Annotated in this window: 16 protein-coding genes and 1 pseudogene; 6 read left to right on the top strand and 11 right to left on the bottom strand. The window is 71.9% G+C overall.

All coding sequences use genetic code 11. The features are described from left to right. Positions 1 to 56: 56 nt before the first annotated feature. Positions 57 to 503, bottom strand: a complete 447-nt coding sequence (locus tag G5C66_RS01545; protein ID WP_165109011.1) for a hotdog fold thioesterase — start codon at positions 501 to 503, stop codon at positions 57 to 59. An 83-nt stretch (positions 504 to 586) separates the two neighbouring features. Here G5C66_RS01545 and polA point away from each other — a divergent pair, with 83 nt between their 5' ends. Beyond that, positions 587 to 3,274, top strand: a complete 2,688-nt coding sequence (polA, locus tag G5C66_RS01540; RefSeq protein WP_165109009.1) for a DNA polymerase I — start codon at positions 587 to 589, stop codon at positions 3,272 to 3,274. A 175-nt stretch (positions 3,275 to 3,449) separates the two neighbouring features. On the opposite strand, the gene G5C66_RS01535 is transcribed toward polA, so the two are convergent. The 6 genes from G5C66_RS01535 to G5C66_RS01510 are packed head-to-tail and all read right to left on the bottom strand — an operon-like array spanning position 3,450 to position 12,086. Then, on the bottom strand, positions 3,450 to 4,634 hold the full coding sequence (locus G5C66_RS01535) for a vWA domain-containing protein (protein ID WP_165109007.1): 1,185 nt from the start codon (positions 4,632 to 4,634) through the stop codon (positions 3,450 to 3,452). Further along, the gene (locus G5C66_RS01530) at positions 4,631 to 6,901 is read right to left on the bottom strand and encodes a DUF5682 family protein (RefSeq protein ID WP_165109006.1); all 2,271 of its coding nucleotides are present in this window, start codon (positions 6,899 to 6,901) and stop codon (positions 4,631 to 4,633) included. Before G5C66_RS01530 ends, G5C66_RS01535 begins: the two co-directional genes overlap by 4 nt. Further along, positions 6,898 to 7,986 (bottom strand): AAA family ATPase, encoded by a 1,089-nt coding sequence (locus G5C66_RS01525; protein WP_165109004.1) that lies wholly within the window; start codon positions 7,984 to 7,986, stop codon positions 6,898 to 6,900. The genes G5C66_RS01530 and G5C66_RS01525 overlap by 4 nt, the downstream gene beginning before the upstream one ends. Beyond that, the gene (locus tag G5C66_RS01520; RefSeq protein ID WP_165109002.1) at positions 7,983 to 9,455 is read right to left on the bottom strand and encodes a DUF5691 domain-containing protein; all 1,473 of its coding nucleotides are present in this window, start codon (positions 9,453 to 9,455) and stop codon (positions 7,983 to 7,985) included. Before G5C66_RS01520 ends, G5C66_RS01525 begins: the two co-directional genes overlap by 4 nt. Next, positions 9,452 to 10,783, bottom strand: coding sequence for an SWIM zinc finger family protein (locus G5C66_RS01515; protein WP_165109000.1), 1,332 nt, complete (start codon positions 10,781 to 10,783; stop codon positions 9,452 to 9,454). Before G5C66_RS01515 ends, G5C66_RS01520 begins: the two co-directional genes overlap by 4 nt. A 49-nt stretch (positions 10,784 to 10,832) precedes the next feature. After that, complete coding sequence (locus G5C66_RS01510) at positions 10,833 to 12,086, bottom strand: lipopolysaccharide biosynthesis protein (protein WP_165109293.1); 1,254 nt, start codon at positions 12,084 to 12,086, stop codon at positions 10,833 to 10,835. A gap of 151 nt (positions 12,087 to 12,237) precedes the next feature. Between G5C66_RS01510 and G5C66_RS01505 the strand changes: the two genes are divergently transcribed. Both G5C66_RS01505 and G5C66_RS01500 read left to right on the top strand, forming a co-directional pair. Beyond that, complete coding sequence (locus G5C66_RS01505; protein ID WP_165108998.1) at positions 12,238 to 13,914, top strand: MmpA family trehalose lipid delivery protein; 1,677 nt, start codon at positions 12,238 to 12,240, stop codon at positions 13,912 to 13,914. Positions 13,915 to 13,934: 20 nt separating this feature from the next. Beyond that, entirely contained in the window at positions 13,935 to 14,090 is a 156-nt protein-coding gene (locus tag G5C66_RS01500; RefSeq protein ID WP_160024268.1) for a hypothetical protein, read from the top strand. A gap of 61 nt (positions 14,091 to 14,151) precedes the next feature. On the opposite strand, the gene G5C66_RS01495 is transcribed toward G5C66_RS01500, so the two are convergent. After that, positions 14,152 to 15,270, bottom strand: a complete 1,119-nt coding sequence (locus tag G5C66_RS01495) for a glycosyltransferase family 4 protein (protein ID WP_338144031.1) — start codon at positions 15,268 to 15,270, stop codon at positions 14,152 to 14,154. A 175-nt stretch (positions 15,271 to 15,445) separates the two neighbouring features. Between G5C66_RS01495 and G5C66_RS01490 the strand changes: the two genes are divergently transcribed. Together G5C66_RS01490 and G5C66_RS27015 are read left to right on the top strand one after the other, a co-directional pair. Then, positions 15,446 to 16,231: a methyltransferase domain-containing protein gene (locus G5C66_RS01490; protein ID WP_165108994.1), complete on the top strand. Its 786-nt coding sequence runs from the start codon at positions 15,446 to 15,448 to the stop codon at positions 16,229 to 16,231. Then, positions 16,150 to 19,404: pseudogene (locus G5C66_RS27015) on the top strand (alpha-(1->3)-arabinofuranosyltransferase domain-containing protein); the annotation flags it as partial. The gene G5C66_RS01490 and the pseudogene G5C66_RS27015, both read left to right, overlap by 82 nt. 887 nt (positions 19,405 to 20,291) lie before the next feature. On the opposite strand, the gene G5C66_RS25710 reads toward G5C66_RS27015, so the two are convergent. Both G5C66_RS25710 and G5C66_RS01475 read right to left on the bottom strand, forming a co-directional pair. Then, a complete protein-coding gene (locus G5C66_RS25710; RefSeq protein ID WP_165108990.1) occupies positions 20,292 to 21,491 on the bottom strand; it encodes an acyltransferase family protein in 1,200 nt (399 codons plus the stop codon). Next, positions 21,488 to 23,410, bottom strand: a complete 1,923-nt coding sequence (locus G5C66_RS01475) for a hypothetical protein (protein ID WP_165108988.1) — start codon at positions 23,408 to 23,410, stop codon at positions 21,488 to 21,490. Before G5C66_RS01475 ends, G5C66_RS25710 begins: the two co-directional genes overlap by 4 nt. A 110-nt stretch (positions 23,411 to 23,520) precedes the next feature. On the opposite strand from G5C66_RS01475, the gene pgfA reads away from it, so the two are divergent. Then, complete coding sequence (gene pgfA / locus G5C66_RS01470) at positions 23,521 to 24,483, top strand: cell envelope lipid trafficking protein PgfA (RefSeq protein ID WP_165108986.1); 963 nt, start codon at positions 23,521 to 23,523, stop codon at positions 24,481 to 24,483. Here the strand turns inward: pgfA and G5C66_RS01465 are convergent. Further along, positions 24,480 to 25,361 carry a class I SAM-dependent methyltransferase gene (locus G5C66_RS01465; protein WP_338144030.1) on the bottom strand — a complete coding sequence of 294 codons (882 nt, stop codon included), beginning with the start codon at positions 25,359 to 25,361 and terminating at the stop codon, positions 24,480 to 24,482. The genes pgfA and G5C66_RS01465 overlap by 4 nt on opposite strands. Between the last annotated feature and the right edge of the window lie 45 nt (positions 25,362 to 25,406).

The raw sequence follows: 25,406 nt of genomic DNA, 5'->3' as shown, positions 1-25,406 counted from the left end.
CACGAGAAGGGCCCTGGAGTGAACACGCTCCGGGGCCCTGTCGCGTACGTCCTCGGTTAGCCCTGCCCGTTGGCGATCAGCGCGCAGGTGATCCGCGAGGTGCAGACCCGCTTGCCGCGCTCGTCGGTGATCACGATCTCGTACGCCGCGGAGCTCCGTCCCAGGTGGATCGCGGTCGCGGTGCCGGTGACGATGCCGGAGGTCGCGGAGCGGTGGTGGGTGGCGTTGATGTCGACGCCGACCGCGATCTTGTCCAGGGAGTGGCCGTGGATCCCGGAGCCGATCGAGCCGAGGGTCTCGGCCAGGACGACCGATGCGCCGCCGTGGAGCAGGCCGTAGGGCTGGGTGTTGCCGTCGACCGGCATGGTGCCGACGACCTTCTCCGCAGAGATCTCGAGGATCTCGACGCCCATCTTCTCGTTGAGTGCGCCCGCGCCGTGGGGGAGCGATCCCACGAACTTCGCGATCTCCGTGGGGTCGGTGGTGTGGAATGCATCGGTCATGGATGCATGTTCGCACGCGGTGGTCCACCAGTTGGCCTCGGGTCGCAGGCTCGAATGTCGGTGGTCGTGGATAGAGTCGGACCGTGGCTGATGTGACGCGCGACCGACTGCTCCTTCTCGATGGGCACTCGCTGGCCTACCGGGCCTTCTTCGCCCTGCCGGTGGAGAACTTCTCGACCGTCACGGGGCAGAACACCAATGCCATCTACGGCTTCACCTCGATGCTGGTCAACGTGCTGCGCGACGAGACCCCGACGCATGTCGCGGTCGCCTTCGACCTGTCGCGGCAGACGTTCCGGCTGGAGGAGTACGCCGAATACAAGGCCAAGCGCAACAAGACGCCCGACGAGTTCAAGTCCCAGCTGCCGCTGATCCAGCGGCTGCTCGACGTGCTCCACATCCGCCACCTGTCGGTGGCCGGCTACGAGGCCGACGACATCATCGCGACCCTGGTGACCCAGGGGCTCGAGGCCGGGATGGAGGTGCTGATCCTCACCGGTGACCGCGACTCGCTCCAGCTGGTCACGGAGTCCTCGACCGTGCTCTACCCGATGCGCGGCGTCTCCGACCTGGCGCGGATGACGCCGGAGGCCGTCGAGGCGAAATACGGTGTGCCGCCCCACCGTTACCCCGAGCTGGCCGCTCTGGTGGGGGAGGACTCCGACAACCTGCCCGGCATCCCGGGCGTGGGCCCGAAGACCGCCGCGAAGTGGATCAACACCTACGACGGCCTCGACAACGTGATCACCCACGCCGACCAGATCAAGGGCAAGGCCGGCGACAACCTGCGCGCCCACCTCGGCGACGTGATGCGCAACCGACGGCTCAACGCGCTGGTGCGCGACCTGCCCCTCGAGGTCGGCCCGAAGGATCTCGGGCGGGTCGAGTGGGACCGGGCGGCCGCGCTGGAGCTCCTCGACGAGCTCGAGTTCCGCGGCGAGATCCGCACCCGGATCACCGACGTCCTCGCGCCGGAGGACGACGTCCCGGTCGACGACAGCGGGTTCGCCCTCGAGGGCGAGACGCTGGCTCCCGGCGCCGTGGCGGCATTCCTCGAGGAGCTCGGGACCACGCCCGTCGGTCTGCACGTGCGCGGAGCCTGGGGTTCTGGCACCGGCCGGGTGGACGGGTTCGGCTTCGCGACGCAGGAGCGGGCTGCGTACGTGGGGGTGGAGGGGTTCACGCCCGAGGACGAGGCGGCGCTGGCCGGCTGGCTCGCGGACGCGTCGAAGCCCAAGATCATGCACGACGCCAAGGGCCCCGAGCTGGCGATCGACGCCCACGGGTGGTCGCTGCGCGGGCTGGTGACCGACACCGCCCTGTCGGCCTACATCGTGGCGCCCGACCAGCGTTCCTACGACCTCGCCGACCTGACGCTGCGCTACCTCAAGCGCGAGCTCAAGCAGGAGGAGGACGCCGGCCAGGAGTCGCTCTTCGGCGATGACGAGATGGGCGGCGACGGGGTGGCGACGACCTCGATGCTCTACGCGCGGGCGGTGATCGACCTGGCCGCCGAGCTCGACTCCGCGGTCGAGGCCGCCGGCGGACACCGGCTGCTGTCCGAGGTGGAGCTTCCGCTGCTGCACCAGCTGGCCAGGATGGAGAAGACCGGGATCGCGGTAGACACCGAGCACCTCGACGCGCTGGAGCGCCACTTCGCCGGCCAGATGAAGCAGGCCGCCGACGAGGCCTACGGCGTGATCGGCAAGGAGATCAACCTCGGCTCGCCCAAGCAGCTGCAGGTCGTGCTCTTCGACGAGCTCGACATGCCGAAGACCAAGCGCACCAAGACCGGCTGGACCACCGACGCCGACGCGCTCCAGCAGCTCTACGTGAAGACCGAGCACCCGTTCCTGCTCGCCCTGCTGCGTCACCGTGACGTCACCCGGCTGCGGGTCACCATCGAGGGCCTGCTGAAGACCGTGCAGGACGACGGTCGGATCCACACCACCTTCAACCAGACCATCGCGGCCACCGGCCGGCTCTCCTCGACCGAGCCCAACCTGCAGAACATCCCGGTACGCACCGAGGAGGGCCGCGGGATCCGCAAGGGCTTCGTGGTGGGTGAGGGCAACGAGTCCCTGATGACGGCCGACTACTCCCAGATCGAGATGCGGATCATGGCGCATCTGTCCGAGGACGAGCTGCTCATCGAGGCGTTCCGCTCCGGGCGCGACTTCCACTCGATCACCGCCGCGCGGGTCTTCGGTGTCGATCCCGACGCGGTCTCCGTGGAGCAGCGGGCCAAGATCAAGGCGATGAACTACGGGCTCGCCTACGGCCTGTCCGCCTTCGGTCTCTCCCAGCAGCTCGGGATCGAGCCGAGCGAGGCGCGCGGGCTGATGGAGGAGTACTTCGAGACCTTCGGCGGCATCCGCGACTACCTGCGCAGCCTGGTCGAGGAGGCCCGGCGCACGGGCTATACCGAGACCATCATGGGCCGCCGCCGCTACCTGCCCGACCTGCTCTCCGACAACCGCCAGCGCCGCGAGACCGCCGAGCGGATGGCGCTCAACGCCCCCATCCAGGGCTCCGCCGCCGACCTGATCAAGGTCGCCATGCTGCGGGTCCAGGCCGCCATCGACGAGGCTGGTCTCGACTCCCGGATGTTGCTCCAGGTCCACGACGAGCTCGTCTTCGAGGTGGCCCCCGGCGAACGCGAGGCGCTCGAGGCACTCGTACGCGAACAGATGGGCTCCGCCGCCGACCTCAACGTCCCCCTCGACGTCTCCGTCGGCACCGGCCTGTCCTGGCACGAAGCCGCCCACTGACTCGCCGAGGCGTCACCCGCGTCGACCGAGACGGCAGTTGTGGCGTACGAATCGGTAGTTCTGTTGGCCGAATAGGCAGTTGTGGGCGACGAAACTCCACTTTCGTCGCCCACAACTGACGTCTCGGCCGACAGAACTGAGGTCTCGGCCGACGGAACTGACGTCTCGGTGTGGGTCAGTCGGTGGGGGCGGCGGTGGTGATGTCGTTCTCGCTGGCCCAGGCGCCGAGGTCGCGCTTGTCGATGGCGGCGGCCATGAGGTCGGGGAAGAGGTCGGGGGTGCAGGCGAAGGCGGGGATGCCGAGGTCTGCGAGTGCGGCGGCGTGGCCGGCGTCGTAGCTGGGAGCGCCGGAGTCGCTGAGGGCGAGGAGCGCGACCATGGTGGCTCCCGAGTCGGTGATCTCGCGGGAACGGCGCAGCATCTCCTCGCGGATCCCTCCCTCGTAGAGGTCGCTGATGAGGACCAGCACGGTCTCCTCGGGCTGCTCGATGAGGCTCTGGCAATAGGCGAGGGCACGGTTGATGTCGGTGCCGCCGCCGAGCTGTACGCCGAAGAGGACGTCCACGGGGTCGTCGAGGTCCTCGGTGAGGTCGATGATCTCGGTGTCGAAGGCGACGAGCTTGGTCTCGACCGAGCGGAGCGAGGCGAGGACGGCGCCGAAGACGCTGGAGTAGACGGCGGACTCGGCCATCGAGCCGGACTGGTCGATGCAGAGGATGATGCGTCGTTGCGTCTGCTGGGCCTTGCGGGCGTGGCCGACGAGGCGCTCGGGTACGACCGTGTGGTGCTCGGGCAGGTAGTGCTTGAGGTTGGCGGCGATCGTACGTCCCCAGTCGATGTCGGCGGGTCGCGGACGACGGGTGCGGGCGGCCCGGTTGAGGGCGCCGGTGACCGCCTGCACCGTCTGGGAGCGGAGCCGGGACTCGAGCTCGTCGGTGACGGTGCGTACGACGGCCCGGGCCGACTCACGACTGTGCTCGGGGATCACCCGGCCGAGGCCGATCAGGGTGGAGACCAGGTGGATGTCGGGCTGGACCGAGTCGAGCATCTCGGGCTCGGTGAGGAGCTGGTGGAGCCCGAGGCGGTCCATCGCGTCGCCCTGCATCACCTTCACGACCGAGGTCGGGAAGTAGGTGCGGATGTCGCCGAGCCACCGGGCGACCCGGGGAGCGGACCCGCCGAGCCCCGCGCTGCGGCCCTTCGGCTGCTCGCCGTAGAGCTGCTCGAGCGCCTCATCGCGGGCGCGGTCCTCGGCGGTCAGCGACATGGGCGTGCCGCCGGTGCCGGACCCCAGAGTCTCCTCGGCGTCGCCGCCGAGCACCAGGCGCCAGCGGGTGAGGCGGTCGCGTTCGGTGGTCATGCGAGCTCCAGCTGCAGCAGGTCGGCGACCCGCGCGGCGGCGGGCAGCGCGAGGTCGAGGTCGAGGTCGAGGGTGGCGGTGGTGTGGTGGAGGTCGGCGGCGGCGTCGAGGTTGCGTACGCGGCCCCCGATCTGGCGGCGCTCGGGCGACTGGAAGCGGGAGAAGGTGCGGCGCAGCAGCGGCAGCAGGTCCTCGAAGGTGGTCTCCGCAACGCTCGCGACCCACTCGTCGAGGAGGCGGAGGAGCTCGATCTCGTGGAGCAGGAGGAGCGCCTCGCCCTCGAGCAGCCCGTCCACCCAGGCAGCGGCATGCTCGGGGGAGGTGCCGCGGGAGAGCTGACGGCTGAGCCGCGCGGAGACGGTCCCGATGCTCACCTGCTCGGAGTCGAGGAGGATGCGGTTGACCCGCCCGGCGACCAGCCCGTGGACCTGATCGTCGGCGGCGAGCGCGACGAGCGCCTGCTCCCAGGTCGCCACCCACGCCGGAGCCGAGGACCCGGCGGGCGCCTCGCCGACCAGCGACACGCCGCGGTGGGCGGCGTCGAGCGCGCCCTTCATGGCGGCGGCCGCGTCGTCGTCGAGCGAGGTGCAGGCGGCCCGCAGCCCGGCGGCGGCGCGGAGCACCACGGTGTGGAGCACGCCGGCGACGACGGCGGTGTCGGAGCCGCGTACGTCCCCATACCTCTGGGTCCGCGCCAACGGCTCGATCGCCCGGAGCAGGGAGAGGGTGTCGTGCTGGTGGGCGGTGCGCTCGGCGAGGGCCGCAATCGCGGCCTCGAGTCCGGCCGGGAGGTCGGCGACCAGTGCCTGGTCGATGAGCTCGGCCAGGGGGCCGAGGTCGTCGGCCTTCGCGGCCCGCTCGGCGACGAGCCCCTCGGCCGCGGCGACCACGGTGGTGCCGTAGAGACCGGCCTCGACCAGGCGTACGGCGAACTCCGGCTGCCACTCGAGCGTCCACGCCTCCTTGAAGGTGCCCTTGGTGCCGCCACGGTCGGCCTCGGTGGCCCAGTGGATGCCGAGCAGCCGCAGCCGGTGGAGCAGCAGCGACCGCTCGCGCTGGGCGTCGCGGCGCAGGTCGAGCACCACGGTGGTCTCACTGGCGGACGGCTTGAGGCGGAGCCGCTTCTGCTGGCGGGCGAGATCCTGGGCGAGCGGCACCAGCGGCGCCGACTCGGGCACCTGGCCGAGCTCCTCGCCGACCACCAGCGTGCGCTCCACCAGCGCCAGCGGTAGCCGCGAACCCTCGCACAGCACCGCGACCGTGGCGTCCTGGAGCTCCTCGAGACCGGCCGACGGTCGGCCCCGGACCGCGGCGAGTGCCTCGGCGAGGCGTACGGCTTCCACGACCGTCGCGGGAGCCGCGGCCAGTCCCTCGGAACGGAGCACCCGGGCGACCCGGGTGAGCCAGCCGGGCACGACGTCGTCGGGGGTGCCGGCGTGCCAGTGGGCGTAGAGGTGCTGGTACCAGCCGGGGGACGTGACGCCGGCGCCGTAGCCGGAGTCAGCCGCGAGCCGGCCGGCGGTCCAGGGCGCCCAGGTGGCGGTGACCTTGATCCTCGGCAGTCCCTTGAGCAGCGCGTTGTCGTCGGCGACCTTCGGCCAGGCCGACGGGTGCAGGACCGGGGCATGGTAGGCGCCGCAGACCATCGCGACCCGCTCACGACCCTCACGTCTGGCCGCGCGCAGCACCTTGCGCATGTACGCCTCGCGCCGCTCGTTCTCGCGATCGACCGGATCCTCGGCGCGGATCTCCGCCATCGCCTCGCGGATCGCGGTGAACCGGCCCAGCGACGACTCGGCACGGTGCTCGACGGCGTCCTCCCAGAAACGCTCGGGATCGTCGTAGCCCGCTGCCCGGGCGAGCCGGGTGATCGGGTCCGAGCCCGCCGGGCGCGGCTCGGACCGCTCGTCCGTCACTTCCTCAGATGTTGCGCCCGGGGCCAGGACGTGCGTCGCCGGAAGGTCCGCGAAGCGGACGTCGACGCGATGCTCCAGCGCCCATCGCATCGCGACCCACTCCGGGGAGAAGAACGCGAACGGGTAGAACGCCGAGCGACGCGGCTCGTCGACCGCGTAGACCAGTGCTGCGACCGGCGGGACCAGGTCCGGGCCGCCGGCCAGCTCCAGCAGCGTGTCGAGCTCCGGTGGTCCCTCGATAACGACCAGATCGGGGGAGAGCTCCTCGAGCGCGGCCGCCACCGACCGGGCAGAGCCTGGCCCGTGGTGGCGTACGCCCAGGACCTCGAAGGCGCAGCTGCGCTCGGTCACACCAGCTCCCGGCAGGCGCGGTAGAGGTCGGCCCAGCTCGGGCGGTCGCGGACCACGGTGTCGAGGTACTCCTGCCACACGATCCGGTCCTGCACCGGATCCTTCACGACCGCGCCGACCAACCCGGCCGCGACGTCGTCGGCCCGCACCACGCCGTCGCCGAAGTGAGCCGCCAGCGCCACCCCGTTGGTCATCACCGAGATCGCCTCGGCGGTCGAGAGAGTGGCGGAGGGCGATTTCACCGACGTACGGCCGTCGGCGGTGACGCCCGAGCGGAGTTCACGGAAGATGGTGACCACTCGCTCGATCTCGGCCAGGTGGCTCAGGTCGGCGGGCAGCGCGAGCGAGGCACCGAGCTGCTCGACCCGGGTCCGCACGATCGACACCTCGTCGTCGAGGGTGTCCGGCAGCGGCAGCACGACCGTGTTGAAGCGCCGCTTGAGCGCGGAGGAGAGGTCGTTGACGCCCTTGTCACGGTTGTTCGCGGTCGCGATGACGTTGAACCCCTGCCGTGCCTGCACCTCGTCGTCGAGCTCGGGCAGCGGCAGCGTCTTCTCCGAGAGGATCGAGATGAGGCCGTCCTGGACGTCGGCGGGGATGCGGGTCAGCTCCTCGATGCGTACGAGTGCCCCGGTCTCCATCGCCCGCATCACCGGGCTCGGCACCAGCGCGGCCCGTGACGGGCCCTCGGCGAGGAGGCGAGCGTAGTTCCAGCCGTAGCGCAGCGATTCCTCGGGCGTGCCGGCGGTGCCCTGGACCACGAGCGTCGAGTCGCCTGAGATCGCCGCGGCCAGGTGCTCGCCCACCCAGGTCTTGGCCGTGCCGGGCACGCCGAGCAGCAGCAGCGCACGGTCGGTGGCCAGCGAGGCGACCGCGATCTCCATGAGACGGCGGGCGCCGACGTACTTCGCACTGATCGCTGTGCCGTCCGGCAGCTCGCCCCCGAGGAGGTAGGTGGTCACGGCCCACGGGGAGAGCCGCCACTGCGGCGGGCGGGGCCGACCGGTCTCGGCGTCGTGGGCGGCCAGAGCGGAGAGCTCGGCGGCGTAGGCGTCCTCGGCATGGGCGCGAAGAATGTCGGTCACTGGAAGGCCTCCGTGATGGCGTGGACGAGGGAGAGGTGCTGGATGAGCTGGTTGCGCTGCTTGGCGAGGGCGTCGGGCAGCCGGTGCAGGTCGGGCACGATCTCGGGCGGCATCCGCGCGGCCAGGGTGGCGACCGACCTGGTCAGCTCGCGTTCGCGGGCGGCAAGGAGATCCAGGATCGTACGGCTGAAGTCGAGGCTCCACGGCCCCGGGACGGCGCGGAGCCGGGCCGAGATGGTCGTCGCGCCCGATCCGGTTCCCGAGCCGGCGCCGGTGAGGAGCTGACGCAGCACGATCGCCTCCCGGTCGGCGTTCGGCACGATCTCGAGAAGCTCACCGCGGTGGACGTCGTCGACCAGCGCACGGGCCCAGACGGGGTCGCGACGGGCGATGACGGCGCTGATGATGCCGGCGCGGGCGTCGGGATCGGTGATCATCGGCCAGGTCGCAGCGGGGTCGCGTCCGGTCGCGTCGGTCCAGACCTCGAGCGGAGCACCCGCGGTCAGCTGTTGGAGCCAGTGGCCGCGCTGGGAGCGGCCCTTCGGCGCCTGGTCGAGCCCGTCGCGCGTCGCCGCGGCGTCGGCCTCGGCGGGCGGCGCGACGTGGAGCGTCCGGCGGACGATCCCGGTCACGCTGATGAGCGGACGGAGCAGCGCGCCGAGCCGCTGTCCGCGCGCCGAGCCGGGCAGGGCGTCGAGCAGGAGCCGGGCGGAGCCCCGCACGTCCGCGCTCCGGTCGTCGAGGGCGCGCTCCAGGAACGGCTCGTCCTCGGGGCTCAGGCCGGTCCGGAGCGTCTTGATCAGGGTGGCGCGGTCGGCGGCCTTCTCGCTCGCCCATGTCGACTCGAGCCGTTCGCGTGCGGCGGCCGGGTCGGCGGCCCGCAGCCGGGTCAGCATCTCTGCGCGAGCCGCGGTCGGCTCGCGGGCCCAGGCCGCGTCGTCGAGGGACCTCTCACCTGCGACAGCGGCCTGCGCCGAGGCGATCATCGGACGCCACCGGCGCCGGTTGGCCACCAACCAGGCGCCGCGTGCGTCGGCGGCCGCCAGCGCGTCGCGGTGCAGCTCGGGCCGGGTCAGCGCCTGGTCGAGCAGCCGGGGGAGCAGCCGCGACGGCACCCGGTAGCCGGCCGCGTTCGCACAGGCCAGCCAGTGGCCGAGGAGGTCGCCCCTCAGGTCCGCTCCACCGGGCGTCTGGTTGAGCACCAGCTCCAACAGCTGTACGCCACCAGCCGGTGCCACCGGCAGCCGGTCGGCCGGGGCCGCCGCCGGTGCGGACCCGGTGCGGAGCGGCCGCCCCGAGCGCACCATCGCTCCACCCAGCGCCGACGCGTCGAGCAGCGCGGTCTGCGCCGAAGGCCCGCGTCGATCCGGCATCGGCACCGTCTCGGGCGCCGTGGGCACGCCTCGCCGCGCCGTGCCGAGCAGCGCGGCTGCGGCAACGGCGTCCCACCACTCCTCGACCGTGCTCACAGCGCCACCAGCTCCCCATCGTCGGATCCTTCCTCGACCCCTGCCACGGTGAGCACCCGCAGCCCGGCGTCCTCGATCTCCCCGAACGCGGTCACCGGATGACCCCCGGTCAGCGCCAGCAGCCGCCACCAGGTCCCCGGCTCGCCGAGCAGCGGCACCTGGTGGCCGACGTCGTCCACGACGAACGGCTGCTCGTCGCCCTCGGGCACGGACGCGGCAACGCGGACCACGACCGGTGCCCGGTCGGCCCACGGGTTGCTCGCGCGGATGGCCGCGAGCGCCGCTCGCGCGCCGGCGAGATCGGTCGCGCTCCCGAGGTCGGAGGTGGCGGGAAGCGCTGCCGGCTCCGAGGCGAGCACGACCCTGCGCGGCGCATGGCCGGGATAGAAGCCGACCGATGCCTCCAGCCGGGCTCCGGCCAGCCGGGCGATCGGCAGCGGATTGCCGCCTGCCGCGAAGTCGAGGAGCAACGCGGTCTCGCCCGAGTCGGAGCGCAGCCACGTCCGCTGTTCGATCAGGTTGCCGCGTTCGTCGCGGTGCGCCCCCAGCACGGTCCACACGTCGGCATGCACCCCCGCCTCCAGGATCTGGGCGCTCGGCACCGCCCAGCCGATGACCACGCGCAGGTCGCCCTGGGTGTCGGCGTCGAGGGAGTCCCAGGACCGCCAGGCCTGGGCCGCGGTCCACCAGCGGCCGATCTCGATCAGCAGATGCTCGGCCCAGTCCTCACGCCGGTTGACCGCGACTGCCATCTCCCGGACTCGCTCGCCGAGCCCGGGCAGCTGTGCGTCGACCAGCCGGGAGGCGGCCGCGTCCCACCAGGCCCATGGCTGCGTCTTCGCGGTGGCGAGCCCGCCCCGCGCCAGGTCCTCCAACCACAGCACGAGGTCCTCGACGCCGCCGTCCATCAGCGCCCGGCGCTCGGCGGCCCGTCTCGCCTGAGCAGCCTTGTCCACCGGCTTGGCCGGGGCCGATGCGCGCTCGGCGGCACCCTCGGCACGAGCGGCACGCTGGGCGGCCCACTCCGAGGCGTACGCCTCCGGCTCGTCGACCTCGCCCACCTGCGCCTCGGCCCACAGCAACAGCAGCGCGATCGCGTGCTTGCACGGGAACTTCCGCGACGGGCACGAGCACTTGTAGGCGGGGCCGGTGAGGTCGACGCTCACCTGGTAGGGGTTCTTGCCCGAGCCCTGGCACTTGCCCCAGACGAGCACGTCGGTGGCGCCGGTCTCCGACCAGGGACCGGGGACGGCGAGCTTGCGGGCGGCGTTGAGCGACCCGGCGTCGGGGGCCGCCTTCTCCACGGCGTCGATTGACCAGCGAGGCATGATGCGCACATCTAAGCCTGCCGCGCCGACAGTTTGGTGAAATCGCAGGTCAGTCGCGGTTGGACGTCTGGTGGAGACGCCAGAAGGTGACGGTCAGGAGGACGGCCACGAGGACGGCGTCGATGCTGAGGACCGACCAGACGAGGCCCTCCACGGTGGTCTGCGTCGCGCCGACGGCGACGACCGCGGCGACGGCGATCCAGAGGAGGTACGCCGAGAGCCGGCTGCGCCGGGCCAGGACCGAGTAGACGAGGAGCTGGAGCACGGACAGCACCATGCCGAGGATCGCGAAGACCCAGAGCAGGCCCTCGATCTCGGCGTAGTCGGGACCGCCGATGAAGATCATCGCCAGCCAGGAAAGCAGCCAGGAGCCGGCGATCGCGCACGCGCCCAGACCGCCGACGAGGGCCAGCGACTTGACCAGCGCCGAGCGGCGACTCGCTTCTGCCGACATCGACGGGAACGCGATGATCACCACGAACTGCGGCAGGAACAGCACGGCCTTGGTGAGGATCAGGCCACCGGCGTACAGGCCGGAGACGTGGTCGGAGAGTACGTTGCGCGCGATCAGGATGTCGACGTTGGAGAGCGCGAAGAAGCCCAGCAGCGCGATCGAGCCGTGCAGCATCTCCAGGATGACGGGCTTGACGGGGCCGGGCCTCGCGTCGGCAGAGGCAGCAGCAACCGTACGCCGCCGCAGCACCCACCACCCGACGACCGCCGGCGCGAACTGGGCGAGCGCGACGCCGGCCATCGCGGCGCCCTCGGTCGGGCGTACCCACATCGCGGCAGTGGCGACCACCACGCGGGGGATGCCGAGGGCCAGGTAGACCATCGCCAGGTCGAGCCAGCGACGCTCGCCCTGCAGCACCCCGGCCTGGCCGCCCATGATCGTCAGCGGCACCGCACAGACCGCAACCAGCAGGGCCGGATAGATCGAGTCGAGCCGAAGCATCCGCCACACCAGTGGCGAAGCGGCGAGCATGACCACGCCGACCACGATGGCTGCGCGGTAGGTCGCCCGCAGCACCGTCTGCTCGATGGCGCGCTCCTGGCCGGGCGTCTCGGTGACCCGGCGCGAGGCCGTCGCCTGCATCCCGAGCTGGACCACGCCGACCACGAGGAGCAGCGACATCATCGACGCGACGCCGCCGTACTGTCCGGGGCCGAGGATCCGGGCGGCGATGATCTGGAACCCGTAGGTCGCGACGTTGGTGACCATGATGCAGACCGCGAGGAAGCCGCTGCTGCGGACGAGCGCCGACAGCCTGCGCCGGCGGGCGCTGGTCGGGCTGGCGGTCATCGTGGGCACCTGGAAAGCCTATGGTGCGGCAGGTCACATGCCGGCACCGGCATCCGCCCAGGATCGGAACTCGTTCGCCACAAGTGACGTCTCGGTCGCCAGAACTGACGTCTCGGCCTGCAGAACTGACGTCTCGGCTTAGGGTGGCGGCGTGAGCGAGCGGGTGGTGCCGACCTTGTGGGCGGGCGTGCTCGCGGTGCTGATGCTGGGGCCGGCGCTGGGGCCCGGCTTCGTGCTCACCTACGACATGGTGTGGGTGTCCGACCTCGCGCTGACCCGCGACGTGCTCGGGCTCGGGTCGGGGCTGCCGCGGGCGGTGCCCTCGGACGCGGTGGTCGCGGTGCTCGACGAGATCGTGCCGGGCCTGGTGCTGCAGAAGATCGTCCTCGTGGGGGCGCTCGTGCTCGCCGGGGCCGGGGCCGCGGAGGTGGTGCGCGACCGCTCGCTCACCGCCCGGCTGGCCGTGGTGAGTCTGACGGTCTGGAGCCCGTACGTCGCCGAGCGGCTCTGGATGGGCCACTGGCCGATGCTGCTGGCCTACGCCGCCGTCCCCTGGCTGGTGGTGGCCGGCCGCCGCTGGGCGGCGGGGGAGCGGGGCCCGGTGTGGATGCTGCCGGTGCTGCTCGCCGGGAGCCTGAGCGCGAGCGCGGGGATCGTCGCGGGGGCCGTGCTCCTCGCCACCGGTCTGCGCCGCGGCCGCCGGCCGGTCCTGCTGCTCGCCGCGGTGGTGGCGGTCAACGCGCCCTGGCTCGTCAGCGGCCTGACCCACGCCTCCGAGGCGGCGTCGGCCACCGGGTTCGACGTCTTCGCGCTGCGCGGCGACGCGCTGCCCGCCCCGCTGGCGGCGCTGTCGCTCGCCGGGATCTGGAACACGTCGGTCGTTCCGGCGAGCCGCGAGGGCTGGGCGGCCTGGGCGGCGTTGCTGCTCGTCATGGCGCTCGCTGTGGCCGGGCTCCGCCGGTGGTGGGCGTCGGACGGTCAGCGGGTGGCGATCCTGGCGCTGTGGGTCGCCGGCCTGGCGGTCGCGCTCGCCGGCTGGGCTGTGCCGGAGGCCCTCGACGCCCTCGCCCGGGACGTACCCGGCTTGGCGCTGCTCCGCGACAGCAGCCGTCTGCTCCCGCTCTGCCTGCCGCTGCTGGTCGTGACCGTCGCGGCGGGAGTCGACACCCTGACCGAGCGACTCCGCACAACGGCGCCCCGCTGGGCGGCCGCGATCGTCCTCGCGCTCACGCCGGTCGCCGTGCTCACCGACGCCGCCTGGGGCCTCGCGGGCGGGATCGGCACCGCCGACTACCCGCCCGCGTGGCACCACGCCCGCGGGGCGCTCGGCGAGGAGACCGCACCGGGGGACGTACTCGTCCTGCCGTGGTCCGCCTACCGCGCACCCTCGTGGAACGGCGGCCGTCCCGTGCTCGACCCGCTGCCGCGGATGCTGACCCGCGCGAGCATCGTGAACGGAGACCTGGTCATCGGCAGCACGGTGATCCCGGGGGAGGACCTGCGGACGGCGACGGTCTTCGACGAGCTCTCCAACACCGACGTCACGGGACAGGTCACCAACCTGCGACAGCTCGGGATCGGGTACGTCATCACCGACCGCTCCGCAGGCGACGCCCCACGGATCGCCGGCGAGATCGTCTATGAGGGCGGTGACCTGCTCGTGCAGCGACTGCCCGAACGCGACCACCGGACACCGGCGGCGAAGGCCGGTCCGGCGGTGATCGGGGCTTGGGTGGCGTACGGCCTGGCCTGGATCGGAGCCACAACGTCAACAGTTTTGCTACTGATCAGTATGGTTCGTCGGCAGACTGCTAAGGTTCGCGGCTAGGAGAGGGAGGTCACATATCCATGGGCAACATCATTGCCATCGTCGCCAGCATTCTTGTGGGCGGCGGAGTCGCCGCAGCGACCATCGTCGGAGTCGTCACCAGCAGCACGGACAACACCGTCGAGAATCCTCCGAGCGTCTCCGAGTCGACGGTTCAGTACGGCACCAACGACTGAACCCAGACCCAAGCGAAGGGGCCCGGCGGTGATCCGCCGGGCCCCTTCTCCATATAAGCAGTCAGTCCGCGCCGACCACGTGGCCCTGCAGGGCCGAGGCGAGCACGGCGTTGAAGTTGAGCTGGCTCTGCTCCCAGGTGTGCTTGCGGGCGTGCCAGCGGGCACCCTCGGCGAGCTCCTTGCGGCGGATCTCGTCGCCGAGCAGGTGGTCGAGCGCGGCCACGAACCCGGGCTGGTCGTCGACCAGCACGCCGGACTCGCCGTCGTCGATCGACTCGGTCGTCCCGCCGGCGTCGCGGAAGGCGACGGTCGGGGTGCCGTGCTGGGCGGCCTCGGTGACCACCAGGCCCCAGCCCTCCTTCAGCGAGGGAAGCGCCATCAGCCAGGAGCGCTCGTAGACGGCCTCCTTCAGCTCCTCCGAGACGTGCCCCAGCATCTCGACGAAGTCGCCGGCCCCCACCCGCGAGACGTACGCAGCCAGCTCGTCGGCCCACCAGCCGCCGCCCACGATGGTCAGCCGCAGGTCCGGGTAGGACGCCCGCAGCGCCACCACCGCGTCGACCGCGAGCTCGACCCGCTTGTGCGGCACCAGCCGTCCGACGACGCAGATCGAGGGGTGCTCGGTCTTGGCCGGCCGGTCGCTCAGCGCCGGCGCGGCACCGTTGTGCACGACCGCGACCCGGGCAGGGTCGACGCCGAGCGTGGCGAGCTCGGCCCGGGTGGCGCGGGAGACCGCGACGTACTGCTTGCGGCGGTAGAGCCGTGGCGCCAGCCACGATTCGACCCACCAGCCGATCCGTCCGGGCAGGCCCGGGTAGACCACCGGCCACTGCTCGCGGTGGACGTGGTGGACGAGCACCGTGACCGGCGCCCGGGTGCCGAGCGGCGTGAAGAACGGCAGCCCGTTCTGCACGTCGATGACCGCGTCGACGCGGCCGATCGGGCCCAGCCTTCCCAGGGCGAGCAGCAGCACGCCCCACAGGTAGATGCTGAGCTTGCCGCCGCGGCGTACGTAGCGGATGCCGTCGCGCTCCTCGTGGGCACGTGCGCCCGGGTAGGCCGCGGTGAAGACCGTCACCCGTGCTCCGGCGTCGACCAGCCCGGCGGTGATCTGGTGGAGGTAGTGCTCGGCCCCACCGGCCTCAGGGTTCTCAGAATCGCGCCAGCTGAACACGGCCACATGGGCGCCGTTCAGCCGCGCTCCCTCATTAGCGCGCAAAGTACGGTTGCTCCCCTGAATCTCGCAGTTCCCCGCTGCTGAGTGCTCCCTCCCCAGGGGCCACGCAGTTACTGGAGAGTAGGACATTTCGTGATCAAATGCACACCCGCTGGGGTAATCGGTTAGGGTTCCCGCCGTGCCGAACCTCCTCGACTCCCAGCGTGACGCCGCGGCCGGCCATGGCTGGAAGGCGACGCTGGGGCGCTCCGTACGTCTGTTCCGCGACTTTCGCGTCGAGCAGACCGACCCGGCACGCTTCTACACCGCCCTGGCCGCGGACTCCGTCGGCCAGCTCGCGCACTACACCGACGGTGAGACCCTGGACGGCACGGTGCTGCTCGACGTCGGCGGCGGCCCGGGCTACTTCCGCGACGCGTTCATGAACGCGGGCGCGACCTACCTGGCCCTGGATGCCGACGCCGGCGAGATGCAGGGCGCCGGCATCGTCGCCGAGGGCAGCATGCTCGGCGACGGGATGCGGCTTCCCGTCCGGACCGGGAGCGTCGACGCCTGCTACTCGTCCAACGTCCTCGAGCACGTGCCGACCCCGACGGCCATGCTCGACGAGATGCTCAGGGTCACCAAGCCCGGCGGCGTCGTCTTCTGCTCCTACACGCTGTGGTGGGGTCCCTGGGGCGGCCACGAGACCAGCCCGTGGCACCTGCTCGGCGGCCGCTACGCGCGCCGCCGCTACCTGCGCAAGCACGGCCACGAGCCCAAGAACAAGTTCGGCGAGTCGATGTACGCGGCGACCGCCGCCGCCGGCCTCCGCTGGGCGCGCGCCCAGCGCAGGGCGGGCAACGCCGAGATCCTGGCTGCGGTTCCGCGCTACCACCCTGCGTGGGCGGCGTGGCTGATGCGGGTCCCGGTGGTGAGGGAGGTGCTCTCGTGGAACCTCCTGCTCGTGCTGCGCAAGAGGTGACCCCGGAGCCGCCGTCGGCCACTTCACCCCTGCGGATCACCGCGTACGTCGCGATCCTGACCGCGATCACGTTCACCCAGGCCCCGGGCCGGATCGTCGCGGACACCAAGTTCGACCTGAGCGCCGATCCGTGGGCCTTCCTGTCCCGGGCGATGAACATGTGGGACGCCCAGGGCGCCTTCGGCCAGGTGCAGAACCAGGCGATCGGCTACCTGTGGCCGATGGGGCCCTTCTACGGCCTGGGCCAGCTGGCACACCTGCCCGAGTGGGTGATCCAGCGGCTGTGGTGGGCGCTGCTGCTCAACCTGGCCTTCCTCGGCGTCCTGATGGTCGCCCGGGAGCTGCGGCTCGGGCGGCCGTGGGCGCAGGTGGCGGGCGCCGCGGCGTACGTCCTGACACCGCGCGTGATGACCATCCTCGGCGCCAACTCGGTCGAGCTGTGGCCGACCGCGGTGGCGCCGTGGGTGCTGCTCGCGGTCATCCGGGCCAGCGGCACCACCACGACTAAGGACCTGGTGCGCTGGTGCGCGCTGGCCGCCCTCGCGGTCGCCTGCGCGGGCGGCGTCAACGCGACCGCGGTCTCGGCGGTGCTGGTCCCGGGTGTGGTCTTCCTGCTGACCCGCACCGGGATGCGGCGGTTCGCCGCGCTCGTCCTGTGGGGCGTGTTCACCATCCTCGCCACCCCGTGGTGGACGATCCCGCTGGTCCTCCAGGGCCGCTACATCCCGCCCTTCCTCGACTACATCGAGACCGCGGCGGTGACCGCCTCGACCACCGGTCTGCTGCCGACCCTGCTCGGCACCTCCGACTGGGTCGCCTACGCCGACCCGATCTACTACCCGGCCGGGCAGCTCCTGCACGCCACCCCCTACCTCGTCCTCGACGCCGCCGCCGTCGTCGCGATCGGGCTGGCCGGGCTCGCCGGGGTGGGCCGCGCCCGCCGCCACCCGGAGAGCAGGTTCCTCATCGGCTGCGTCCTGGCCGGCGCCGTCCTCGTCGGGATCGGCTACACCGGCGCGCTGGCCGGCTGGGGCGCCGAGTCGCGCCAGGACCTCGTCGACGGCGCGCTGGCCGCGGTCCGCAACAGCCACAAGTACGACGCCGTCCTCCGCCTCGGGCTCGCCGCCGGCGTCGTGCTCACCGTCGAGACCATCCTCTTCCGCGCCGGCCTGGCGCGCGCCTCGGGGACGAGCACGAAGGCCGCGCAGTGGCTGCGGACCGTGTTCGTCATCGCGGTGGCCGCCTCGCTGGCCGGGCTCGCGGTGCCCTGGGTGCGGGGCCAGGTGCCGCCGCCGGGGTCGATCGAGAACGTCCCCGGCTTCTGGACCGACGCGGCCGACCACCTCTCCGAGAACGACGACGGCGGGGTCACGCTCGTGGTCCCCGCGGCGCGGTTCGGCGACTACCTGTGGGGCAGCACCCACGACGAGGTCCTGCAGCCGTACGCCGACTCCCGCTGGGCCGTACGCGGCGTGGTGCCGCTGGCCGAGCCCGGCAACGTCGTCTGGCTCGACCGGGTCACCGAGGAGCTCGAGCGCGGCACCCCGAGCGCGGACCTCGCGCCGATGCTGGCCAAGGCCGGCGTCACCCGGCTGCTGGTGCGCAACGATCTCCACTGGGGCACGACCGGAGCCCCGCCGCCCTCGTTGGTGCACGCCACCCTCGACCAGTCGCCCGGGCTGACCCGGGAGGCGAGGTTCGGCGCCGACTTCGGCAACACCACCTACCACCGCGAGAAGGGCACCCGGGTGCTCGTCGACGGGGGACTGGCCGGTGAGTATCCCCCCATCGAGATCTATCGCGTCGACGGCGCGTCGGCCGGTGCGACGCTCATCCCCGCGAGGACGACCGTGATGGGCGACCCCGGCGAGCCCGCCAGCGGGGCCCAGGCGGTGCTGACCGCCGACGACACCCGGTCGGCCGAGGACGCCGAGACCCAGGCCGACGTCATCCTGACCGACGGTCAGCGGCGGCGAACGACGATCTTCTCCGGGGTCCGTGCCAACTCCTCCGCGACCCGCACCGCCGAGGAGGGCGTCGACTCCGACCAGCCCGAGAGCTTCCACCGCTACCTGGAGGACCAGGAGCGGTGGCAGAGCACCGTGGTCTGGCGCGGCGTCGAGGCCGTCGAGGCCTCCAGCTCCGCGGCTACGCCGACCGAGGTGCCGGTCGACCGCGGCCGGGCCCCCTCGGCCGCCCTGGACAGCGACCCCGACACCGCGTGGCGCACCGAGACCGGCTGGGGCCTCGAGCCCGAGGGCGCCTGGCTCCGGGTGCGGTTCGAGGACGAGGTCGACCTCGGCAAGGTCACCATCACGCTGCCCGACAACGTGGTCGGGGTCGAGCGGCTCGAGCTCGTCGCCGGCGCCCAGATGCGCAAGGTCTACGCCCCGCAACCGGGCGAGCAGGCGACGTACGACCTCACCGGGTTCAGCGCGCGCAACCTCACCATCACCGCCCGCGGCGCCACCGCCCACGGGCCCTGGGGGATCAGCGAGCTCGACATCGAGGGTGTCGAGGCGCAGCGCCTGGTCGCGCTCCCGGAGCCGCCGGAGGACGCCACGATCCGCAAGATCCGGCTCGGCCGCGACGCCGACCGCAGCGGCTGCATCGATCAGGGCGGGGTGCTCTACTGCGAGCCGTTCCTGGCCGGCACCGGCGACGACGGCGACCATCTCGACCGGCTGGTCACCCTCGCCCGCGGGCAGTCCTTCGACGTCAGCGGGACCGTGTCACTACGCCGCGACCACGACTACGCCGAGGCGGCCGCCGACCTCGCCGGCATCGACATCACCGCCCCGAGCCGCGGCGACATCGCCCAGTCGGCGCTCGCGATGGCCGACGGCGACGACGGCACCTCCTGGCGCGCTCCGTCGACCGACCCGGCGACGGTGACCCTCGGTCTGCCCGAGCGGCAGCGGATCAGGTCCCTGCGGCTCGTCGTGAACGAGGCCGCCGCGGTCAGCATCCCCACCGAGGTCGAGATCACCGACCTGCGCCGGCCCAAGCGCACGGTCACCCGGAAGGTCGACGAGGACGGCGACGTGGCTGTCCCTGACGGCTGGCGCACCGACCGGCTCCGCATCCGGATCACCGAGACCGACGCCGCCTACGACCAGCCCTCGAGCCTGGCCGACGCCACCGAGCTGCCTGCCGGTATCTCCGAGCTGCAGGTCAACGGCCGCTCGCTCGGCGACGGCCGGCTCCGGGCGGGCTGCGCCGACGGCCCGCACATCCGCGTGGGCGACCGGCTGCTGCGTACGTCGGTCGATGGGTCGCTCGCCGACCTGCTGCGCGGCGGCGAGGTGCCGCTGCGGGTCTGCGGCACCGCACCGCTCGCCCTGGCGGCCGGTGAGAACACGCTGCTCGCCGACCCGGCTCCGATCGCCTCGGGCTCCGCTTCGGCAGGTGGCGCCCTTCGGTTCGACAGCCTAGAGCTCAGCGCCGACGTGATCGCCGACGCCGAGCCGCCGGTGGCGGTCGAGGTCGAGCGGAACGAGCGCGACGCGGCGGTCTCGGCGACCGTCTCCGCCGAGACGTACGACCGGGTTCTCGTGCTCCCGCAGAACATCAACACCGGCGCCACCGCCACTCTCGACGGCAAGCCGCTGCGCGCCCAGCGGGTCGACGGCTGGCAGCAGGGCTGGATCGTGCCCGCCGGAGCCGGGGGAGAGGTACGTTTCGGCTTCGCGCCCGAGGGCACCTACCGTGCCGGGCTGCTCGCCGGCGCGGGCGGCGCGGCGCTGGTGCTGGCGCTCGCGCTGGCGACCTCGTGGCGCCGCCGCGGCACCCCGCCCAGCCTCGAGCTGTTCCCGGTGGCCGCGCCGTGGCGGTGGTACGACGGCGGGGTGCTGGTCCTCGTGGCCGGCCTGCTTGCCGGCTGGTGGGGTGCCCTGGCCGCCGTGGTCGCCTGGCTGCTGCCGCGCGTGACCGGCCGCCGGGGAGGGATCGTCCGTCTCGTGGCCGTCGGCTCCGGGGCCGCGCTGCTCGCCGGCGCGTTGGCCGTCGAGATCCTGCCGACCGCCTGGGAGCTGCCCTGGGACCCGCCCGCCTGGACGGCTCAGGCGCTCTCGCTGGCAGCGGTCGTGCTCGTGGCCGCCTCCGCCTCCGCGGGGCCGCGCTCCGAGGACACGGGTGCGCGTGACGACCTCAGCGAGGGGCGCCAGCCGCGCAGACGCATCACCCGGCGCTCGAACAAGGTGTAGGAGAGCGCCGCCAGCGGGATCGTGACCGCGACCGTCATACCCAGCACCGTCCAGAAGCGGTCGGCGAAGACCTCGAAGCCGAGGACCTCCTCCATGCCCATCACCAGGACGAACATGTGGATCGAGAAGATCCCGTAGGAGATCTCACCCAGGGCGCTGGGCACGGGCCTGGCCAGCCAGCGGCGGACCGGACCCTCGAGCTCGGGTCCGAAGACCAGCGGGAAGACGACACAGACTGCGACCGCGCCGTAGAGCAGGCACTTGAGTGCGGCCTCGGCCGGTGTCGGTGGGCCGGAGAGGCCCATCGGGCCGGTGATCGGCGTGCATGCAGCGACGAAGAGCCCCAGCGCCAGCAGCCACCAGCCGGCCAGGTCACGCGCGGCGGTGTCGAGGCGCCGACGCGTGCCGGGGTGGACGGAGCAGGCGGCGAGCGTCGTCCCGGCGAGGAACCAGGGGAGGTACGCAGGTAGCCACTCCGCCGCGAACGGCTGTGCGATCCAGGTGCGGGCGCCGGCCGCGAAGACCACGCCGCCGATCGAGAGCAGCAGCGAGACGACGAGCACTCGGCGAATGGCCAGGCGATTCCGCGGTGTCAGCAGCCGCACGACCAGCGGTAGAGCGAGGTAGAAGGCGACCTCGGTGCACAGGCTCCACATGTGTGCCAGGCCGTACGCGTGGGAGTTCTGGATGTAGATCTGCGTCAGCGTGAGATTGGCGATCCAGTCACCGAGATCGGCGTCGGAGTTCTCGGGGACGACGAGGAGGCAGACAGCGACGACCACCCAGTACAACGGCAGGATCCGCAGGGCCCGCTTCCACAGGTAGCGTCCGGTGCTGGGCGGCGGGGTGCCTTCGGCGGCGGCCGCGAACCACGGCCTGGCCAGCAGGAACCCGGAGATCACGAAGAACAGGGCGACGCCCAGATCGAAGTGGGCCAGCATCGCCCCGGTCCAGCCGCGCTCGTAGCGGCCGGTGTGGAAGCCGACGTGGGTCAGCACCACCATCAGCGCCCCGACTGCGCGCAGGGCGTCGAGCGTGAGGAACCGGCGGCTCATGAGCCATCCTCGTTCGTCGCTGAGATCGGGTCCCCGTACGGCACCACCTCGCCGACCTCGATGCCGCTCACACATGGCTTCGAGCCAGGCGTCAGGCTCTGGAAACCGACGGTGTCGAAGCGGCCCTCACCCGTGCGCAGGTAGAGGCTCCGGTATCCGGGTTCGATCTCGACGTCGTACGAGTGGTCCCCGGCCGTCACCCGCATCCGGCCCGCGTCCTCGGCACCGGCGGCGTAGCTGACGCGGATCCACCACCCCTCGCCATGGACGCCGCCGTCCAGGGCCACGTCAAGGGACGTCTGGCGCACTCGCATGGGGCACTGATCCCGGTTCGGTGTCGGATCGACCGCGCCCACGGATCGGCGTTCCGGATCGACGGCCGCCGGGCGGATGTGGCCCTTGTCGTCGACCACGAAGAGATGATTGGTGCTCGACCGCGGAAACTCCATCTTGTCGGCGAGCGGCCGGAGCACCCGGCTCACCTGGTTGTAGGGGTACGACGCGCCCCAGACCATCCACTGAGGCACCGGCCCGTCGGCCATCGGCAGCGGCTCGTCGACGTCGGCCAGGTCGGCACGGACCGTGTCGATGTAGCGCCGGGTGTTGTCGTCCGCGCGCCAGCCCTGGGCGTAGGAGTAGGACGAGAAGAGCCCCAGCGCCGCGACCACCGCGGTCGCGACCGCCACCCGGTTGGGCACGTCCAGGAACGGTGACGTACGCGTCGGGGTGAGCGTCTCCACCGCCCCGCGCAGCGGCAGCGTGGCCAGCGCGAGCGCCATCGCGGTGACCGCGATCGTGTCGGTGAGATAGCGGTAGGCGAGCGCGATGTCGGCGCCGACGGCGCCCGCCCGGATGGCGGTGATCAGCGCGATGTCGAGGACGAGGATGCCGCCGACGAGCCACCAGGCCCGCAGCGCCATCGAGCGGGTGCGGGCGAGCTCGTAGGTCAGCAGCACCAGCACGCCGACCGCGAGCACCGAGACCACTGCGCCGGGCTCGGCCCAACCGGCCGAGTTGCCCTCCAGCCAGGTCCAGCGCAGCGGCCCGCCGACCACGCCGGGTGCCCACGACTCGAACAGGAACCGCTGCGTGACCAGCGCGAACCCGTTGGCGTCGGAGCTGCCCGAGGCCTCCGACGACCGGGCGCCGAGGACGAGATACGCGACCACGGAGCCGATCGAGACGACCCCGTAGAGCAGCACGCCGGGCAGGTAGCGGCCCAGGAGCGTCCGCAGCCGGGTGAGGATGTCGCCGGTGGCGAACCAGCCCAGCGCCAGCACCGCGTACGGCCAGAACAGCAGCATCGCCTTCTCGCCGAAGGCGATCGCGGCCAGCGTGATGAGCATGGTCAGCAGCGCCCAGCCGAACCGCCGCGTACGCAGGTAGTTGAGGTGTGCCCACGACCCCCAGAAGATCGCGGCGAGGAACGGCAGCTGGGTGATCCCGGGGCCCCAGGACAGGAAGGCCGGCAGGCTGATCGAGGAGAACAGGAACAGGGCCAGCGGCGGCAGGATCCCGCGCCGCCTCCCGAATGCGGAGCAGAGGAACACCAGGGCGCCGAGGCTGGCGATCGCCTGCAGCACCAGCAGCTCGGCGGCGGGGTAGATCCAGGCGTACGGGTCGAGCGAGAAGTTCCAGGCCGTCAGCGCGAACGCTCCCGGCATCAGGTGGCCGGCGAAGCCGTGGAAGAGCAGGTCGGCGGAGAGCCCGTCCGACATCAGCTTCGACATGAAGTTGGCGTCGTCGAAGCGGTACCACGAGCCGCTCAGTGCCCAGGCGCGGAAGCCGAGCTGGACCACGATCAGGACGAGTGCGGCAACGACGACAGTTCGGGGCGTCGTCAGCACGCCGTCGGCAGCGGGCGCGTCAGCGGGCCCGCCGGTGTGCCCGGCAGCGGTGGTGGGGTGGGGGGAGGACACGAAGAGGAAGTGTCGCACAGCGGTTTGTGACCCGTTGCACACCTCTCCGGGTATTGCTGCTACGGTTCGCGGATCGAGGGGGGACCTGAGGCCTTGGGAGGGGCAAAAACATGCGAAGAGTGATTGGTTACGTCTTCTTGCTGGTCGGTGCGTTTGCACTGGTTGCTGCTGCGGTAGCCGGCTTCTGGGGCCGGGACGCCGCGGCGACCGTGCCGCTCAACGTCAACACCACGACCGTTCTGGACGGCACCGCCAGCGGCGCGCTGGCCAAGTCGGACACCCCGGTTCCGGTGAAGTACACCCGCACGACCGAGGCGGCCCCGAAGGACTCGACCGACGACGTGGTCGTCTTCGTCGAGGCCGGCTGCATCATGATCCAGGAGGGCGAGACGCCCCCGTGCGCCCGCGCCGAGGACGACGACCGCGTCGTGACCACGACCGAGCGTGCCTACGCCATGGACCGCAAGACCTCCGAGGTCGTCGAGGACCAGGCCGAGTACGTCGGTGAGGAGCGCGCCGTCGCGGGCATGACCGGCCTGGCCGGCAAGTTCCCGTTCGACACCCAGCGCCACGACTACAACTACTGGGACGACACGCTCGGCACGACCGTGATCGCCAAGTACATCGACGACGTCGACGTCGAGGGCGTGAAGACCTACCAGTTCGAGGTCTCCGCCTCCTCCGACGACGAGATCCTGTCCAAGGGCGAGGACGGCGAGCCGAACACCGACGACGACGTCCGTGGCTCCTACGAGGCCACCCAGACGATCTACGTCGAGCCGACCACCGGTTCCTACATCGACCAGAGCGCGACCCAGAAGATGGTGACCAGCAGCGGCATGGTGCTGATCGACGCGGAGATGAGCTACACCGACGAGACCGTCTCCAACAACGCCGAGGACGCCGAGGCCAACATCTCCAAGCTCAACCTGATCGGCACCTGGATCCCCGTCGGCGGCGTCGTCGTCGGCCTGATCCTCCTGCTGATCGGCCTGTGGCTGACCCTGCGCGGCCGCAAGCCCAACGGTGGCTCGCACGCCGCCACCGACGACCGCACGCTGGTGGACGCCTAAACCAGATCGGCACCGAAGATCGCGGTCCCGGGGGTCAACAGCCCCCGGGTCCGCGACCAGCCACCCCAGATCCTTTCGTGGTCCTCGGGCCACTCGGGCTCGACCAGGTCGGTGATCCGGAACCCGGCACCGGCCAGCAGCGACACCCAGTCTCCGAGGGTGCGGTGGTGCTCGACGTACGACACCTCGCCGGTCTCGTCGTCGACCTCGACGTAAGGGGTGCGGTCCCAGTAGGACTGCGCGGCGATCAGGCCCTCGGGGCCGGGGTCGTCGGGGAACATCCACCGCGTGGGGTGGGTGATCGAGAACGCGAAGCGGCCGCCCGGCCGCAGGACGCGGGCGGTCTCGGCGATCGCGTGGCCGATGTCGCTGACGAACTGCAGCGCTCCGAAGGAGCAGAACACCACGTCGAAGGAGCGGTCGGCGAAGGGCAGGTCGGTCGCGGTGGCCTGGACGGCGGGTACGACGACACCGGTCTGCTCGTCGAGGCGACGGGAGTGCTGGAGTTGGCGCCCGGACAGGTCCAGCCCGATCGCGCGCCCGCCCCGGGTGTTCACCCACCGCGAGCACTGGCACGCTCCGGAGCCGAGCTCGAGGACGTCCTTGCCGGCGACGTCGCCGAGGACGCCGAGGTCGGCCTCGGTCAGTCCCTCGGGGCCCCAGACGAACCCGGCGTTGCCGAGGAAGGGTCCGTGGGTGGCCTGGTACTCGTCGGCGTACCGGTCCCAGTCGGGGCCGTTCGCGCGGCGTGACTCGGCCTCGCTGACCGTGCGTCGCTCCGCTCGGACGACGGGGCCGGTGGTGTCGAGGGTCTCGATCGCGCCGAAGGGATCGATGGGCGCCTCCGGTCGAACGACCGGGCTGATGGCTTGGTCCACCTCTACAGCGTATGCCTCCCGGCCTGAAGGTGGGAATGCGGCGAC

Origin of the sequence: Nocardioides turkmenicus, from assembly GCF_011045035.1 — a bacterium.
GTDB classification, from domain to species: domain Bacteria; phylum Actinomycetota; class Actinomycetes; order Propionibacteriales; family Nocardioidaceae; genus Nocardioides; species Nocardioides turkmenicus.
Note: the sequence above shows the minus strand (reverse complement) of the source record. Positions and strands in the feature narration are given on the sequence as shown.

Coding starts and splice junctions, on each gene's coding strand:
- G5C66_RS25710 (WP_165108990.1), bottom strand. CDS start 21,491: ATGAGCCGCCGGTTCCTCACGCTCGACGCCCTGCGCGCAGTCGGGGCG.
- G5C66_RS01500 (WP_160024268.1), top strand. CDS start 13,935: ATGGGCAACATCATTGCCATCGTCGCCAGCATTCTTGTGGGCGGCGGA.
- pgfA (WP_165108986.1), top strand. CDS start 23,521: ATGCGAAGAGTGATTGGTTACGTCTTCTTGCTGGTCGGTGCGTTTGCA.
- G5C66_RS01510 (WP_165109293.1), bottom strand. CDS start 12,086: ATGACCGCCAGCCCGACCAGCGCCCGCCGGCGCAGGCTGTCGGCGCTC.
- G5C66_RS01545 (WP_165109011.1), bottom strand. CDS start 503: ATGACCGATGCATTCCACACCACCGACCCCACGGAGATCGCGAAGTTC.
- G5C66_RS01515 (WP_165109000.1), bottom strand. CDS start 10,783: ATGCCTCGCTGGTCAATCGACGCCGTGGAGAAGGCGGCCCCCGACGCC.
- G5C66_RS01535 (WP_165109007.1), bottom strand. CDS start 4,634: ATGACCACCGAACGCGACCGCCTCACCCGCTGGCGCCTGGTGCTCGGC.